14 protein-coding genes are annotated in these 15,713 nt (G+C 68.3%); 2 read left to right on the top strand and 12 right to left on the bottom strand.

Going from position 1 to position 15,713, the window contains the following annotated elements:
* Positions 1 to 326 precede the first annotated feature (326 nt).
* The 12 genes from E3O49_RS14640 to rsmI all read right to left on the bottom strand — a co-directional run bounded on the left by E3O49_RS14640 (position 327) and on the right by rsmI (position 12,686).
* The gene (locus E3O49_RS14640) at positions 327 to 1,118 is read right to left on the bottom strand and encodes a lytic transglycosylase domain-containing protein (RefSeq protein WP_134367753.1); all 792 of its coding nucleotides are present in this window, start codon (positions 1,116 to 1,118) and stop codon (positions 327 to 329) included.
* Positions 1,118 to 1,681: a hypothetical protein gene (locus tag E3O49_RS14635; RefSeq protein ID WP_134367751.1), complete on the bottom strand. Its 564-nt coding sequence runs from the start codon at positions 1,679 to 1,681 to the stop codon at positions 1,118 to 1,120. The genes E3O49_RS14640 and E3O49_RS14635 overlap by 1 nt, the downstream gene beginning before the upstream one ends.
* A gap of 150 nt (positions 1,682 to 1,831) precedes the next feature.
* Complete coding sequence (locus tag E3O49_RS14630) at positions 1,832 to 2,491, bottom strand: methionine ABC transporter permease (RefSeq protein WP_134367749.1); 660 nt, start codon at positions 2,489 to 2,491, stop codon at positions 1,832 to 1,834.
* Between the two features lies 1 nt (position 2,492).
* Positions 2,493 to 3,554, bottom strand: a complete 1,062-nt coding sequence (locus tag E3O49_RS14625) for a methionine ABC transporter ATP-binding protein (protein ID WP_134367747.1) — start codon at positions 3,552 to 3,554, stop codon at positions 2,493 to 2,495.
* A 151-nt stretch (positions 3,555 to 3,705) separates the two neighbouring features.
* On the bottom strand, positions 3,706 to 4,581 hold the full coding sequence (locus tag E3O49_RS14620) for a MetQ/NlpA family ABC transporter substrate-binding protein (protein WP_134367745.1): 876 nt from the start codon (positions 4,579 to 4,581) through the stop codon (positions 3,706 to 3,708).
* Between the two features lie 175 nt (positions 4,582 to 4,756).
* Positions 4,757 to 6,562, bottom strand: coding sequence for an ABC-F family ATP-binding cassette domain-containing protein (locus tag E3O49_RS14615; RefSeq protein ID WP_134367743.1), 1,806 nt, complete (start codon positions 6,560 to 6,562; stop codon positions 4,757 to 4,759).
* Positions 6,563 to 6,616: 54 nt separating this feature from the next.
* Positions 6,617 to 7,552, bottom strand: a complete 936-nt coding sequence (locus tag E3O49_RS14610) for a 4-(cytidine 5'-diphospho)-2-C-methyl-D-erythritol kinase (RefSeq protein WP_134367741.1) — start codon at positions 7,550 to 7,552, stop codon at positions 6,617 to 6,619.
* Positions 7,553 to 7,596: 44 nt separating this feature from the next.
* On the bottom strand, positions 7,597 to 8,391 hold the full coding sequence (rsmA, locus tag E3O49_RS14605) for a 16S rRNA (adenine(1518)-N(6)/adenine(1519)-N(6))-dimethyltransferase RsmA (RefSeq protein ID WP_241975858.1): 795 nt from the start codon (positions 8,389 to 8,391) through the stop codon (positions 7,597 to 7,599).
* A gap of 269 nt (positions 8,392 to 8,660) precedes the next feature.
* Positions 8,661 to 9,608 (bottom strand): TatD family hydrolase, encoded by a 948-nt coding sequence (locus tag E3O49_RS14600; RefSeq protein ID WP_134367739.1) that lies wholly within the window; start codon positions 9,606 to 9,608, stop codon positions 8,661 to 8,663.
* Entirely contained in the window at positions 9,601 to 11,163 is a 1,563-nt protein-coding gene (metG, locus tag E3O49_RS14595) for a methionine--tRNA ligase (protein ID WP_134367737.1), read from the bottom strand. The genes E3O49_RS14600 and metG overlap by 8 nt, the downstream gene beginning before the upstream one ends.
* A gap of 40 nt (positions 11,164 to 11,203) precedes the next feature.
* On the bottom strand, positions 11,204 to 11,446 hold the full coding sequence (locus E3O49_RS14590) for a zinc-binding dehydrogenase (RefSeq protein WP_134402593.1): 243 nt from the start codon (positions 11,444 to 11,446) through the stop codon (positions 11,204 to 11,206).
* A 373-nt stretch (positions 11,447 to 11,819) separates the two neighbouring features.
* Positions 11,820 to 12,686: a 16S rRNA (cytidine(1402)-2'-O)-methyltransferase gene (rsmI, locus tag E3O49_RS14585; RefSeq protein WP_134451815.1), complete on the bottom strand. Its 867-nt coding sequence runs from the start codon at positions 12,684 to 12,686 to the stop codon at positions 11,820 to 11,822.
* A 39-nt stretch (positions 12,687 to 12,725) separates the two neighbouring features.
* Between rsmI and E3O49_RS14580 the strand changes: the two genes are divergently transcribed.
* The gene (locus E3O49_RS14580; protein WP_134451813.1) at positions 12,726 to 14,336 is read left to right on the top strand and encodes a dolichyl-phosphate-mannose--protein mannosyltransferase; all 1,611 of its coding nucleotides are present in this window, start codon (positions 12,726 to 12,728) and stop codon (positions 14,334 to 14,336) included.
* Between the two features lie 181 nt (positions 14,337 to 14,517).
* Positions 14,518 to 15,618 (top strand): fatty acid desaturase family protein, encoded by a 1,101-nt coding sequence (locus E3O49_RS14575; RefSeq protein WP_134367730.1) that lies wholly within the window; start codon positions 14,518 to 14,520, stop codon positions 15,616 to 15,618.
* The last annotated feature ends 95 nt before the right edge of the window (positions 15,619 to 15,713 follow it).

Raw genomic sequence — 15,713 nt, 5'->3', positions numbered from 1 at the left:
CCTAGGGGAACTGGCTCGGGAAGGGCGGAAGTGCGCGGGAGTCACGCTTCCGAATCACATGCTTGGGACCCCAGGTGAACACTGGGCCAACGTTTGCGAATCGAGATGTGGACGCGACGTGTCGGTTTGGCCGTGGCGGCTGTTCGGGGGTCAGGTGGCAGCAGGTGCCGGGCTCGGTGCAGGCGTCGGCGGCGGTGTCGGCGCCACAACCGAGCCCCGCGTCACGTCCACGGCGGAGAAGACCGAAGCCGAGCCGCCCGTGCCGAGGAGCTCATTCAGCCGGAAGCGGCCCGAGATCAGCCCCGCCGCCCCATCGTCCCCCACGCTCAGTCCACCTGGGCCGCATACGCGTTTGCCCGGCCGGCCACGGCGTCGACATATGACTCCAGGTGGTTGTACGAAAAGATTGCGGACTGCCAGGTCCCGGCGGCCGACAGATCGCCGGAGTAGCAAAGGTAGAGCCCCGTGGCCAGGGCCGCATCGTCGACCTGCTGGGGGTCGTTGATGCCATCGCCGTTGCCGTCGGCGCCCCACCGCTGCCAGGTGCTGGGAATGAACTGCAGCGGGCCGACGGCCCTGTCCCACTGGGCGTTCCCGTCCCACCGGCCGCCATCGGTATCGGCGAACGCGTCCAGGGCCGTGCCGTCCAGAAGCGGACCGTAGATGCCTGGCCGCACCACTCCGTCCGCGTCGACGGATGACCCGGCGTGGGTGCCGTGGCCGGACTCGACGGCACCGAGGGCAGCGAGGGTGGTCCAGCCCAGGTGGCAGGAGGGCTGCCGACTCGCCATCGCGAGCGAGGCGCCCGCGTAACCCAGCAACGCGCGGTAGCCGATGCCGGTGGCCTCTGACGTGGCCTGCGCCCACGGCACCGAGACGAGTGACGCATCATCCGATGACACGGACGCGACGACGGATGCTGCAGTGGCGCTCCCGGCCAGGGGTGGCTGGGTGGGGGCGGCGGGAGCCACGGTGTCCCCGGCGGCAGCCTCGAGGCGCAGAGAGGGGGCTGCACGGGCCGGCACCGGCGCGTGGCCGTGCGCCAGCCACCCGAACACCAGCCAACCGGCCAGCGCCAGGAAGGCGACGAAGAGCCACCAGCCTCCCAGCCCCCGCATCACCACGACGCGCTCGTCCCGGCGTCCGCCGCGCGGCCTCTCCCCCGGGTCAACCGCACGCCCGGGTCGGCGCTGGGCCGAGGGTCTTCGGTGACTATCGCCGCCGGGAACGCCCCCAGTGCCCCGTTGCACGCCTCGCGGCTCGACGAGGCGGCACCGTACCAGCGTCCGCTGGTCATCACGGGAACATCGCCGACGGTCACGAACCAGCCGTGAGTGCCTGAGGACGGCCCCGTCACACACGTCACGACCATGTCCTCGACGACGGCCTGCAGGGCAAGCACATGGGTGCGTGCCGCCGTGAACGATCCGTAGACGGAAGAACTGCGACCGAGTTCGCGGTTGTTCGGAGCGAGCAGGCGCCAGATGCCGGATTCCCCCGCCAGCGCAGCGCTGGCGGCAGCCCCAGCCGCGCGTGGCAGGCGGGGCTGCATGGTCGCCTCGCGCGCGTCGGCGAGTTCGGCACCGGCCCGGAGGTGCTCCCGCAGGGCGACCCAGCCCTGTAAGCGCGGGTCGCTGAGTGAGCGGAACGCCGAAAAGACGAAGATCGGGCTCGCTGACACGCTTACCCCCACCCCCCCCGAACCATCCATGACCGGGACGCACCGTCGGTGTGACGATCTTCCTCAGCGAGAACGTTCGTGGCCACGGGTGGCCGAGACCTTGCGCCCGGGTGAAGGAGACGTGTACGCGGGGTGACCGGGCGGGTCGGGCTAGCGGCGGAATGCCTTCCGGGCCAACCAGTTTCCGAAGAACTGCACCAGCTGCACGAACACGATGATCAGCAGCACGGCCGCCCACGTGACGACCGGGTTGAACTGGCGGTAACCGTAGAGCAGCGCGAAGTTTCCAAGCCCGCCCCCGCCGACGTAACCGGCCACGGCCGACATGTCCACCAGCGCGACGAAGATGAAGGTATAGCCGAGGATGAGCGGGCCGAGCGCCTCGGGCAGCAGCACGGTGAAGATGATCCGGGCCGGACCGGCGCCCACGCTGCGCGCCGCCTCGATCACGCCGGGCGTCACGGTGAGCAGGTTCTGTTCGACGATGCGCCCCATAGCGAAGGATGCCGCGAGCGAGATGGTGAAGATGATCGCGGCGTTGCCGATGCCGGTGCCCACGACGACCCGGGCGAGCGGCTGGGCGGCGGCGAGGAAGATGATGAACGGGATCGGCCGCACGATGTTCACCAGCAGGTTGAGCACCACGAACACCGGACGGTTGGCGAGGATGCTGCCGGCCCGGGTGAGGTACAAGCCCAGCCCGACGAGGAGGCCACCGATCCCGCCGAAGAAGAGGGTCAGGCCGACGATGTAGAGGGTCTCCCCCGCGGCGATCCAGAGTTCGGGCAGCAGGGTCATCAGGCTGTCCATCTCAGCGCACCTCCGTCACGGTCGTGTGCGTTCGGACTCGGTCGAGGGCGGCGTCGATGGCCGCGTCGCCCGTGGCATCCTGCGCCCCCGGCGCGGCCAGGGCGAGCGTCAGGTGGCCGAACGAGCGGCCCTGGATCTCGTTGATGCCGCCGTAGACGACTTCGAAGGTGACGCCGGCGGCGGCGAACTCGCCGAAGACGCGGGCCTGGTCGACGCTGCTGTCCCGGAACGCGAGCGTGACGAGGCGCCCGGTGTGCCGGCCGCGCAGCACGGCGAGCTCGGCCGGAGACGGCAGTCCCTTGACGACGGTCGACACGAACCGGGCGGATGCCGGCTGCTGCGGGTTCGAGAACACGTCGAACACGTCGCCGCGTTCGATCACCCGGCCCTGGTCCATCACGGCGACCTTGGTCGCGATGGTCTGGATGACGTCCATCTCGTGGGTGATCACGATGATGGTGACCCCGAATTCCTTGTTGACCCGAGCGAGCAGGTCGAGCACCTCATGGGTGGTCTCCGGGTCGAGCGCGCTGGTGGCCTCGTCGGCGAGCAGGATGCCCGGCTGGCTGGCCAGGGCCCGGGCGATGCCCACGCGCTGTTTCTGGCCGCCGGAGAGCTGGTCGGGGTAGGCGCGGGCCTTGTCGCTGAGCCCGACGAAGTCGAGCATCTCGGCGACCCTGGCCCGGCGCGCCGGCTTGGTCTGCCCGGCCACCTCCAACGGGTAGCCGACGTTGCCCGCGACGGTGCGCGAGCCGAGCAGGTTGAACTGTTGGAAGATCATGCCGATCCCCAGCCGCACCGGGCGCAGCTCCCGTTCGGGCAGGCGGGCGATGTCCTGCCCGTTGATGAGGATCTCGCCCGAGGTGGACCGTTCGAGGGCGTTCACGAGCCGGACCAGGGTGCTCTTGCCTGCCCCGGAGTAACCGATGATGCCGTAGACGTCGCCGGCGTCGATCGTGAGGCTGACCTTGTCGATGGCGACGACATCCGTGCCGCCCTTGGCCGTGGCCGGGTACACCTTGCTCACGTCACGCAATTCGACAACGGGGCTGGGGGCAGGCATGGAACGTCCTTACTGACTGACTGACTGGCATGGTGCGGGGTGCCGGGCCGCGACTGCGACTGTGTCCGTTCCGGTCGAGCGCGACCGTTGGAACGGGCACACTCGACCGGAACGGGCACACACGAACGGACCCGGGGCGGGACGGGTGGGGCTACTTCTTTGCCCTGGTGTCCTTCTCGACCTTGGCGAGCGCGGTTTCGAGATCGGCGACGGGGGTGGTGACGAGTTCGGCCGAGCCGCCGGAGACCTCGAGCACGCCGTCCTGCACGGCCTTCGTGGTCTGGTAGATGTCGACCAGCTTCTTGAAGGTGGCGTTGTCCTTGTCCTCGGCCCGGGCGGCGAAGATGTTCACGTACGGCAGCGCGTTGGGGTCGCTGGGGTCGTCCTGGGCGAGGGCGTCTTCGACCTTGAGGCCGGCCTTTTCGACGAAGTCGTTGTTGATGATCGCCCCGGCGACGTCGGGCAGCGAGGTGGCGGTGAGCGACGCCTCGAGTGCGGTCACGGTGACCTTGGACTTGTCCTTGTCGATGTCGGCGAGGGTGGAGTAGATGGTCCCGCCGTCTTTCAGCGTGATCAGCTTCGCCGACTGCAGCACGAGCAGGGCGCGGGCCAGGTTGCTGACGTCGTTCGGCACCGCGATGGTGTCGCCCTTCTTGATCTCGCTGACCTTGCCGTACCGGGTCGAGTAGAGGGCGAGGGGGTAGATCGCGGTGGCGCCGACCGGCACCAGGTCTGCCTTGCTCGCGACGTTGTACTCGGCGAGGTAGACGATGTGCTGGAACTGGTTGAGGTCCAGTTCGCCCGCGGAGAGGGCCGGATTCGGCTGCCCGAACTCGGCGAAGTCGACGATGTCAACCGTGATGCCGGCATCCGCTGCGGCCTTTTCGTAGACGGCCCAGTACGGGTCGCTGGCGCCGACGACGCCGATCTTGACGGTCTTGTCTGACTCGGTGGATTCCGCGGCGCAACCGGCCAGCAGTGCGATCAGTGGTACGACCGCGAGCGCGGCGAGAAGTCTCTTCTTCACGATGTGTTTCCCCTTTGGCTGTGGGTGCCGGCGCAATGCTCGGGCACAGAGGAACCACGCCAGACGAGAAGGGTGGGAGTCTGTGCCGCTGCAGCGCCAGGCACACCCCTAGGTTATCGGCGGATGCTGCGCCTCGTGCGCCCGTACGTCACACGAGGTCACAGCATCTGCGACCCTAGCCCTCGATCAGCTCGGACAGTTCGATCCAGCGGGTTTCGAAACCGGCGATGGCGGACTCGAGCCCCTGCAGTTCGGTGCTCAGCGCGCCCAGACCGTCGTAGTCGGACTGGTCGTGCACGGCCAGGCTCTCGTGCAGGGCGATGATCCGGGCGTTCTGCTTGGCGACCTTGCGGTCGATCGACGCGAGCTCCTTCTGGGCGTTGCGCAGATCGGCGCCGCCGATGGCGAGCTTGCGTGATGCCTTGCCGCCCGACGTGTTCGACTCGTTCGCCGCGGCCGGCTTGTCGTTCCCGTTGATCTGGTTCTTGCGCATCTCGAGGTACTGGTCCACGCCGCCGGGAAGGTGACGGAAGGCGCCTTCGGTGACCGCGTACTGGTTGTCGGTCACGCGCTCGATCAGGTACCGGTCGTGCGAGACGACCAGCAGTGTGCCGGGGAAGGAGTCGAGCAGGTCCTCCATGGCCGCGAGCATGTCGGTGTCCAGGTCGTTGGTGGGCTCGTCGAGGATCAGCACGTTCGGCTCGTCGAGCACGATCAGCAAAAGCTGCAGGCGCCGCTTCTGCCCGCCGGAGAGGTCCTTGACCTGGGTGGTCAGCTGCGCGCTCATGAAGCCCATCCGCTCGAGCATCTGGCCGGGGGTGATTTCCTTGCCGCCGGCGATGTACGACGTCTTCTGGCGGCCGATGACCTCGCTGACGCGGTCGTTCTGGATGCCGTCCAGTTCGAACAGCTGCTGGGTGAGCACGGCGACCTTGATGGTCTTGCCGCGCTTGACGTGCCCGCTGGTGGGCTGAAGCGATCCGGCGACCAGGTTCAGCAGGGTGCTCTTGCCGGCTCCGTTGACGCCCATGATGCCGGTACGCTCTCCGGGCGCGATCCGCCAGGTGATGTCGTTCAGCACGGTCTTGTCGCCGAACTTCACCGAGATGTCGATCAGGTCGACGACATCCTTGCCGAGGCGCTGCATGGCCATCGACTGCATCGAGACGGTGTCGCGGGGCGGCGGCTCGTTCTCGATCAGCACGTTGGCGGCGTCGATGCGGAACTTGGGCTTGGCGGTGCGGGCCGGTGCTCCGCGGCGCAGCCAGGCCAGTTCCTTCTTCATCAGGTTCTGGCGCTTGGCTTCAACCACGGAGCTCATCCGGTCCCGCTCGACGCGCTGCAGGATGTACGCGGCGTAGCCGCCCTCGAAGGGCTCGATCAGGCGGTCGTGCACCTCCCAGGTCATGTTGCAGACCTCGTCCAGGAACCACCGGTCGTGAGTGACGACCACGAGGCCGCCGGAGTTGGGGGCCCAGCGGGTCTTGAGGTGGCCGGCCAGCCAGGAGATGCCCTCCACGTCGAGGTGGTTGGTGGGCTCGTCGAGGAAGATGACGTCGTGGTCGCCGATCAGCACGGCGGCGAGGGCCACCCGGCGGCGCTGGCCACCGGAGAGGTCGTCGACGAGGGCGTCCCAGGGGATGTCCCGCACGAGACCCCCGATGACGTCGCGCACCTTGGCGTCGCCGGCCCAGATGTGCTCGTCGATGCCGCCGACGATGGTGTGGCCGACGGTCTGGCCCGAGGCCAGGTCGTCGGACTGGTCGAGCATGCCGATCGTGACTCCGCGGCGGCGGGTGACGCGGCCCTCGTCGGGCTCCATCCGCCCGGCCAGCAGGCGCATGAGGGTGGACTTGCCGTCGCCGTTGCGGCCGACGACGCCGATGCGGTCGCCTTCGTTCAAGCCGGCGGTGACGCTGTCGAAGATGACGCGGGTGGGAAATTCAAGGTGCAGGGACTCGGCCCCGAGCAAATGTGCCATAGGGTCCTAGTTTACCCGCCCCGCCTGAGAGCCCCGCGCGCCTTCTGTTCGGGGCTAGTCGTGGATGACCCGGGCACCGTGCACCGGGCCGGTGGCCCGCACCACGCGCAGCCGGGAGGCGCTGAGCGCGACCTGCAGTTCGAGGGCGTTGTCGGCATCGGCGACCAGGAACGCGACGGTCGGACCGGAGCCGGAGAGGATGCCGGCGAGCGCCCCGTTCTCTTCGCCGAGTTCGAGCACCTTGCCGAGGCCGGGGGCCAGGTGCAGCGCGGGCGCCTGGAGGTCGTTGTGCAGGGCCTCCGCCAGCATCCGCGGGTCGCCGGCGCGCAGCGCCTGCAGCACGTTCGCATCCACGGTGGGCTGGATCTGGGCCGGGAAGATGTCCTGGGCGTGACGCTCGCGGTGGCGGTCCAGTTCGTTGTAGACAGCCGGCGTGGACAGGCCGAAGTCCGCCAGGGCGAACACCCAATGGAACTGTCCCTTTGCGAGGGCCGGGCTGAGCTGGTCGCCGCGGCCGGTGCCGATCGCGGTGCCGCCGGTGAACGCGAACGGGACGTCGGCGCCCAGGGTCGCGGCGATGGCGAGCAGGTCGTCGCGGGTGGCTTCGGTTCCCCAGAGGGTGTCGCAGGCCAGGAGAGTCGCCGCGGCATCCGCGGACCCGCCGCCCATTCCGCCGGCGATGGGCACGTTCTTCTCGATCTCCAGGCGCACGCCGCCGCGGAAGCCGGACTTGCGGGCCAGCGCCTGAGCGGCCCGGATGGCCAGGTTGCTGCCGTCGACGGCCAGTCCGGAGGTGTCGATGGAGCCGCCGAACGTGACCGAGAAATCGTCGGCCGGGTAGGCGCGCACATCCTCGCTCAGCGACACCGCCTGATAGGCCGTCGCGACCTCGTGGTATCCGTCTTCGAGCACGGCGCCGACTTTGAGGAAGACGTTGATCTTGCCCGGTGCCCTCGCGTGCACCACTGGGGAAGCGGCCGCGTTGGTCATGTGACTAACCTAGCCCAGCCCCACCGGCTCTACTGCCCCGCGGGTCAGTGGTCCCAGGCGCGGGCGATGGCGAGGAAGTCGTCCACGGTGAGCTGCTCGCCGCGTTCGGTCGGGTCGATCCCGGCCTTCGTCAGGATCTCGCTGGCGGTGGCGGAGTCGCCGAGAACGGAGGACAGCGACTGGCGCAGCATCTTGCGACGCTGCTGGAAGGCGCCGTCGACGAGGGCGAACGTGTTCAACCGCAACTCCTCCGACGCGAGCGGTTCGGCCCGGCGCTCGAACGCGATCAGGATCGAGTCCACGTTCGGCACCGGCCAGAACACCTGCCGGCTCACCTTGCCGGCGGTGCGGAACTGGCCGTACCAGGCGGCCTTGACGCTCGGGCTGCCGTAGACCTTGGAGCCGGGCGGCGCGGCGAGGCGCTCGCCGACCTCGGCCTGCACCATCACCACGCCGGCGCGGATCGACTCGAAGTGTTCGAGCAGGTGCAGCAGCACGGGCACCGACACGTTGTACGGCAGGTTGGCCACGAGGCGGGACGGTTCGCCCGGGATCTCGGTGATCTTCAGCGCATCGGCACGGATGACGGTGAGCGGCGCGCCCGGGTGCATGAGTTCGACCGTGATCGGAAGCTGTTCGGCGAGCCGGTCGTCGATCTCGACGGCCACGACGCGAGCACCGGTCTCGAGCAGGCCGAGGGTGAGGGAGCCGAGGCCCGGCCCGACCTCGACCACGGTGTCGGCGGGGGTGATCGTGGCGACCTTGACGATGCGGCGCACCGTGTTGCCGTCGATGACGAAGTTCTGGCCGAGCTTTTTGGTGGGGTTGACGCCCAGCATCTCGGCCAGATCGCGGATCTCGGCGGGACCGAGCAGCGAGCGGCCGGCGGGTGCGGCGGGCGTCGCGGTCGACAGCTCGGTCGATGGCTCGTTCGACAGCTCGGTCGATGGATCCTCGGCGCTCGGTGCGTCCTCGCCGGCGGTCTCGTCGACCGGAGCCACGTGCCGGCCGCGGGCAGGTTCGCCCTCGGAGATCGAGCCGGCCTCCGCGACCGGTCCGGGCATGGGCTCCGCTGCGTCTCCCGGGTCGTAGCCGTGGCGCGGCGGGGTCATGCAAGCCCGCCGGTCGGGCGCGTCCTGGTGTTCGGCAGGCTGTCGGGGGCGGTCACCGGTTCGGCATCCCACCGCCCGTAGACCAGTTCGGTGTTCGAGGAGATCTGGGCGGCGAGCATGGTGACGTCCGTTTCAAGGTGATCGGCCATGGCACGCAACGTGTTCGGCAGCAGGTAGGGCGCGTTCGGGCGACCGCGGAAGGGCGCCGGGGTGAGGAAGGGGGCATCCGTTTCGACCAGAAGCAGGGCGCGCGGCACGGCCGCGAGGGCTTCGCGCAGGTTCCCGGCGTTCTTGAAGGTCACGGTGCCGGCGAAGGAGAGGTACCAGCCGTGGTCGGCGCAGACGCGGGCCATATCGACGTCACCGGAGAAACAGTGGAACACCGTGCGTTCGGGGGCTCCCACCCTCAGCAGGGTCTCGATCACGGCCTCGTGGGCGTCGCGGTCGTGGATCTGCAGGGCCAGGCCGTTCCGCTTGGCGATCTCGATGTGCGCTTCGAACGAGCGCAACTGGCTGGCATGGCCCTCGGGCCCGGTGCGGAAGAAGTCCAGCCCTGTCTCCCCCACAGCGACAACGCGGGGCCGGGTCGCCAGCTCGGCGATCTCCGCGATCGCGTCGTCGAGGATTCCGGCCGCCTCGTACACCGGGGCCTCGTTGGGGTGGATGGCGACGGCAGCGAGCATGCGCGGCTCCCGCGCCGCCATCTCGGCCGACCAGCGCGAGGTTTCCAGGTCGCCGCCGACCTGGATGACGCCGCGCACGCCGACGCTCGACGCCCGGTCGAGCTGCTCGGCCACACTCAGGGCCTGCTCGCCGTCGGCGATCTCCAGATGGGTGTGGTTGTCGTACACCGGCACCACCAGGGGTACCGGCAGCGGCGGGTAGCTCAGGTCGCGGCCGGCCCCCGGGTCCCGCTGACGAACGTGACCGGGCTCGTCAGCCAACGGTGGCCTCGATCCGTGGGAAGAGCGCTTCCAGCGGGGACACCTTCGGGCCGCCGGTCCACAGCCAGGCCTGGTCGATGCGCTGGTCGGTGACCAGGCCGGTGCCGCCAAGCGCGGTCCAGAGCTTCGCGGTGGCCTGGGGCACGACCGGCGAGAGCAGCACGGCCAGGGTGCCCAGTCCGCGCACGGCGGTGTGGAGCACTGCCTCCAGCCGTTCCCGGTTGGCCGGGTCCTTGGCGAGAGCCCACGGTTCCTGGCTGGTGATGTACCCGTTCAGTTCGTCGACGAGCTCCCAGACGGCGGCGAGGGCCTCGTGAATGGCGAGGTGGCTGATGGCCAGCGTGGCGGCATCCGTCACCCTCTTCTCGGTGCCGCGGATGAGTTCGTCAGCCTCCTCGAACGTGCCGGCGGCGGGGATCACACCGTCGCAGTAGCGCACGACCATGGCGATCACGCGGGAGGCGAGGTTGCCGAAGCCGTTGGCGAGTTCGGACTGGTACCGGGCCGAGAGGTCCTCCCAGGAGAAGGAACCGTCCTGGCCGAAGCTGATGGCGCGCATGAAGTAGTAGCGGAACGCATCCGAGCCGAACGTGTCGGTGATCTGGCTCGGCGCGATGCCGGTCAGCTTCGACTTGCTCATCTTCTCGCCGCCCACCAGCAGCCAGCCGTGGCCGAAGACCCGGCGGGGCACCTCGATGCCGGCGGCCATCAGCATGGCGGGCCAGATCACGGCGTGGAAGCGCAGGATGTCCTTGCCGACCACGTGGGTCGCGGGCCAGAGCCGGCTGAACTTCTCGTCGTCGTGGCCATAGCCGGCGGCGGTGATGTAGTTCAGGAGCGCGTCGAACCAGACGTAGACGACGTGACTGTCGTCCCACGGAACCTTGATGCCCCAGTCGAAGCTGGAGCGGGAGATCGACAGATCGGACAGGCCCTGCTTGACGAAGGAGATGACCTCGTTGCGCGCCGATTCGGGCTGCACGAAGTTCGGGTTCTCCTCGTAGAGCGCGAGGAGCTTGTCGGCGAAGGTGCTCATCCGGAAGAAATAGTTCTTCTCGTGCAGCAGTTCGCACGGGATGGAGTGGATGGCGCAGACCTGCTGGCCGGCGTACTCCCCGACGCCGTCGATGAGGTCGCTCGGCTGCTTGTACTCCTCACAGCCGACGCAGTAGAAGCCCTCATACTCGCCGGTGTAGATGTGGCCGGCGTCGTAGAGGTGCTGCAGGAACTTCTGCGCGTTCACCTCGTGGCGCTCGTCGGTGGTGCGGATGAAGTCGTCGTTTCGAATGTCGACCGTCTTCAGCAGGGGCTTCCAGGCGGTCTCGACCAGTCGGTCGGCCCACTCCTTCGGCGTGACGCCGTTGGCGGTCGCGGTGCGCAGGATCTTCTGCCCGTGCTCGTCCGTTCCGGTGAGCAGCCAGGCGTCCTCCCCCGACTGGCGGTGCCAGCGCGCGAGCACGTCGGCGGCCACTTCGGTATAGGCGTGCCCGATGTGGGGGACATCATTCACGTAGAAAATGGGCGTGGTGATGTAAAAAGATGAGCCGTCGGACATGGTCACATTCTATTGGGAGCAGCGGATGAAGCTGGCCCCGTTACTCGGCGGGGCTGTTTCTGCGGCCCACGGCCCGGTGGCCCGGCCCGTGCCGCGCGCGACGGCCGGCATCCGTCCTGAGCACGATCATTCCCTCGGCCTCGCCCCGCTCGCGTTCACGGCAGGCATCCTGCGCCTCGTCCAGCGGGTAGATCGAGACGACGGGAACCACGATCCGGTGGCTGGCAACCAGATCGGCCACGGTCGCCACGGTGATCCAGTTGATCCAGGGTTCGCTCGACATCGCCGCGTCGACGACCGGGTCGAGTTCGGCGTCGATCCCATGGGGGGCGACCTGTGCGACACGACCCCCGCGAAGTCGGTGCCCTGCCCGGCGGGGAACCGAGGCGTGGGGTTCAGTCCGGTCGCTTCGACCCTGACCAGGACCTGCCCGGCTTCCGGTACCGGCAGGGGCTCCTCGATGATTTCGAGGAGCGCGAGTCTCCCGTAGTTGGGGAATTTCACGGCCCGGTTCATTGCACACCTTCGGGGGGCTGCCTCTGACGTCGCCTGGTGCCGACACTGGCGCCCCGAACGCCGAGTATCCCTCACTTATCTCCGGATGCTCTGTCAGCTTCGGCGAACTATGTGCCGGGGCGACTCGTCGGTGCAGCGGTTCAGGAGAGCGGAAGTGACTGGAAGTCGTCCTGGGCCGGCGTGCTCTTGCCCGTTTTCTGCTGCAGGGCGGCCTCGTACAGGTCGCGCTTTCCGAGCCCGGACGCGGCGGACACGTCCGCGGCGGCATCCTTGAGGCGAGTGCCGGCCGCGACCAGCGCCAGCACCTCGGCCACACCGGTCTCGAGGTTGATCACGCGCGCCTCGGCTCCGGCCACGACGATGCAGATCTCGCCCTTGACCCCGGCGGCGGCCCACTCGGCCAGCTCGGCCGCGGTCCCCCGCTTCACTTCCTCGTAGAACTTCGTCAGCTCGCGGCAGACCACGACCCGGCGTTCGGCCCCGAGGACCGCGGCGAGGTCGGTCAGGGATGCCGCCAGGCGGTTGGGGGATTCGAAGAACACCATCGTTCGCCGTTCCGCGGCCACCTCGCGCAGGGCGGAGACGCGGTCGCCGTGCTTGCGGGGCAGGAAGCCTTCGAAGGTGAACCGGTCGGTCGGCAGCCCTGACACGGCGAGCGCCGCCAGCACGGCGGACGGCCCGGGCAGCACCGACACGACGACGCCGGCGGCGACGGCGGCATCCACCAGGTGGAACCCGGGGTCGGAGACGGTGGGCATCCCCGCGTCGCTGAGGACGAGGATGTCGGTGTCGCGCGCCAGTTCCACGAGTTCGGCCGCCTTGCCGCGTTCGTTGTGGTCGTGCAGGCTGATCAGCCGGGGGCGGTTCTCGACGCCGAGCGCCTTGAGCAGGTGCACCGTGACCCGGGTGTCCTCGGCGGCGATGATCGACATCGTCGTCAGGGCCTCAACCAAACGCGCCGACGCGTCGCCCAGGTTTCCGATCGGGGTGGCAGCGAGGATGATCATGCTCCCAGTCTCGCAGCCCCGGCTCACTACGATGGTCAGGTGTTCCTCACTAACCGCGCGTTCCGCTGGGCCGGCCCCCTCGCGGTGACCATCCTGGCCGCGGTTCTGCGCCTGTGGAACCTCGGCAGCCCGCACTCGCTAGTCTTCGATGAGACCTTCTACGTCAAGGATGCCTGGACACTTTTCAACCACGGCTACGAATCGACCTGGCCCGACCAGGCGGATACCCTCTTCGCGGCCGGCCAGACCCACATCTTCCTCACCGCCCCGTCGTTCGTGGTGCATCCCCCGCTCGGAAAGTGGCTGATCGCGCTGGGGATGGCGGCCTTCGGGCCCGACAGCAGCTGGGGCTGGCGCATCATGACCGCCCTGATCGGCGTGCTGGCGGTCGTGCTGCTGATGCTGATCGCGAAGAGGCTCCTCGGGTCGACCCTGCTGGCCGTGATCGCCGGGTTCCTGTTCGCCATCGACGGCAACGCCATCGTCATGTCCCGGGTGGCCCTGCTCGACAACTACGTGATGTTCTTCGCCCTGCTCGGTTTCGGTGCCGTGCTGCTCGACCGGGACTGGCACGCCGGGCGGCTGGCCGCCCGGGTGGCGCGAGAGCGGGACGCCGGGCGCGACCCCGGCTGGGGCCCGGCCCTCTGGTGGCGGCCCTGGCTGCTCGCCGCGGGGCTGGCGTTCGGCCTCACCAGCAGCGTCAAGTGGTCGGGCTTCTACTTCCTGGCCGCATTCGGCGTCTACCTCGTGGTGGTGGACGCCCTCGCCCGGCGGCGGGCCGGAATCCCGTTCTGGTGGAGCGCCGCGCTGCTGAAGCAGGCACCCGCCACTTTTCTGCTGACCGTCCCGATCGCCGTGGCCACCTACCTCGTCGCCTGGACCGGCTGGTTCGTGACCGCCGGCGGGTACTACCGCGACTGGGCGTCCTCCCCCGGGGCCGCGTGGACGGGCGCCCTCGCCTGGGTGCCGGGCACGGTGCAGAGCTTCTGGCACTACCAGGTGGCCGCGTACACCTACCATGTGGGCCTCAGCACGCCGCATCCGTACCAGGCCAACCCGCTGACCTGGCTGTTCATGATCCGGCCGACCAGCATGTACTACCGCGGCTCCTCGCTGGGCGAGAACGGCTGCGGCACCGGAACCTGCTCCGAAGCGATAACGGGGATCGCCAACCCGCTGATCTGGTGGGCGGCAACGGCCGCGATCTTCTACCTCGTCTACCGTCTGGCCCGGTACCGGGAATGGCGCGTCGGCCTGATCCTGATGGGCCTGGTCGCCGGCTACCTGCCCTGGCTGATGTATCTGAACCGCACGGTGTTCCAGTTCTACACGATCACGTTCGAGCCGTACCTGCTGCTCGGCCTCACCTTCGTGATCGGCGTCATCCTCCGCCTGGCCCCGACGGACGCCGCCCCTGCTGCCGCCTCCGGGGACGTGACGGATGCCGCGGTGACGGATGCCTCGTTGACGGATGCCGCCCCGCCAGGTGCAGCGGCGCCGGATGCCGCGCCAGCCCAGGCCCGCTGGCTCGTGCTGGCATTCCTGATCGCCGCCACCGTCGTCAGCGCCTTCTTCTACCCGCTCTGGACCGGCACCCAGACGTCTCTGCAGTACTGGCAGCTGCACATCTGGCTTCCCGGCTGGCGCTGATTCCCGACCAGATTCGGTGAAACCGCAGCTCCTTCATATGCCGCCGATGGCATATAGCGACTGGGAAACAGGTGTGAAAACACCCCCCGCAAGGGGATTGCGCCCATAGGATACAGATATCTGTTTCGCGAGTATTTGCTCCATCACCGGCTGAGAAGTCCAGACACCAACCAAAGGCCTCATGTCGGAAGCTGCAGCTGCACCCACGGTGCGCATTGTCAAGACTCGCCCGGGTGGCGATTCGAAAAACCCCACTACCGAGTATTCATCGCTGCTGCACACCGTGCGCAATCTTGGCCTGCTGAAGCGGGCCACCGGTTTCTACTGGTTTGTTTTTTCGATGTTGATCCTGGCCACCGCCGGGGCCGCAACCGGTTTCGTCCTGCTCGGCGACAGCTGGTACCAGCTCATCATCGCCGGCGTTCTCGGCATCATCCTGACCCAGTTCGCGTTCCTCGCCCACGAGGCCTCGCACCGGCAGGTGTTCCAGTCCGGCAAGGCCAACGATGCCGCCGGCCGCATCCTCGCGAACCTGTTCGTCGGCATCAGCTACGCCTGGTGGATGAACAAGCACAGCCGTCACCACGCCAACCCGAACGTCATCGGCAAGGACCCGGACATCGAACCGGACTTCATCGTCTTCCGTGAAGAAGACGCCGCCAAGGTGAGCTGGGTCGGCTCCTTCGTCACCCGCAAGCAGGGCTACCTGTTCTTCCCGCTGCTGATGGCCGAGGGCTTCAACCTGCACGTGCAGGGCTTCAAGACGGTCTTCGGCCGCAAGAAGGTCGACAAGCGCTGGCTCGAGATCACCATGCTCACCACGCGCATCCTGCTGTACGTCGCCGTGATCTTCTACTTCCTGCCGCTGGGCATGGCGTTCGCCTTCATCGGAGTGCAGCTGGCCGTCTTCGGCGTGTACATGGGAGCGTCCTTCGCCCCCAACCACAAGGGCATGCCGCAGCTCCCACACGAGAGCAAGGTCGACTTCCTGCGTCGCCAGGTGCTGACCTCCCGCAACATCCGCGGCGGAACCTTCATGGACACGTTCATGGGCGGCCTCAACTACCAGGTGGAGCACCACCTGTTCCCGAACATGGCCCGGCCGCACCTGCGCAAGGCCCAGGAAATCACCAAGGAATACTGCCAGTCGCACAATATCCTCTACACGGAGACCTCGCTCTTCGAGTCGTACGGCATCGTGATCGCCTACCTGAACAAGGTCGGCCTCGGCGCCCGTGACCCGTTCGACTGCCCGATGGTCGCGCGGTTCCACCACCGCTAGACCTGCCGCGGAGCCCGAGCACAGAGACCGCCGCGAAGCCCCGCCGAACCGTGAGCAAAGCCCCTTTTCCCGCCCGGGAGAGGGGCTTTTCTCAC

It is taken from the genome of Cryobacterium shii, assembly GCF_004402595.1.
Lineage (GTDB): Bacteria > Actinomycetota > Actinomycetes > Actinomycetales > Microbacteriaceae > Cryobacterium > Cryobacterium shii.
The sequence above is the reverse complement of the archived record's forward strand: the minus strand, read 5'-3'. Positions and strand labels throughout refer to the sequence as shown.

Excerpts from the sequence above, each read along its gene's own strand:
- E3O49_RS14610 (WP_134367741.1), bottom strand. The coding sequence starts at position 7,552 with ATGACCAACGCGGCCGCTTCCCCAGTGGTGCACGCGAGGGCACCGGGC.
- rsmI (WP_134451815.1), bottom strand. The coding sequence starts at position 12,686 with ATGATCATCCTCGCTGCCACCCCGATCGGAAACCTGGGCGACGCGTCG.
- E3O49_RS14575 (WP_134367730.1), top strand. The coding sequence starts at position 14,518 with ATGTCGGAAGCTGCAGCTGCACCCACGGTGCGCATTGTCAAGACTCGC.
- E3O49_RS14590 (WP_134402593.1), bottom strand. The coding sequence starts at position 11,446 with ATGTCGAGCGAACCCTGGATCAACTGGATCACCGTGGCGACCGTGGCC.
- rsmA (WP_241975858.1), bottom strand. The coding sequence starts at position 8,391 with ATGCTGGGCGTCAACCCCACCAAAAAGCTCGGCCAGAACTTCGTCATC.
- E3O49_RS14640 (WP_134367753.1), bottom strand. The coding sequence starts at position 1,118 with ATGCGGGGGCTGGGAGGCTGGTGGCTCTTCGTCGCCTTCCTGGCGCTG.
- metG (WP_134367737.1), bottom strand. The coding sequence starts at position 11,163 with ATGTCCGACGGCTCATCTTTTTACATCACCACGCCCATTTTCTACGTG.
- E3O49_RS14615 (WP_134367743.1), bottom strand. The coding sequence starts at position 6,562 with ATGGCACATTTGCTCGGGGCCGAGTCCCTGCACCTTGAATTTCCCACC.
- E3O49_RS14630 (WP_134367749.1), bottom strand. The coding sequence starts at position 2,491 with ATGGACAGCCTGATGACCCTGCTGCCCGAACTCTGGATCGCCGCGGGG.
- E3O49_RS14625 (WP_134367747.1), bottom strand. The coding sequence starts at position 3,554 with ATGCCTGCCCCCAGCCCCGTTGTCGAATTGCGTGACGTGAGCAAGGTG.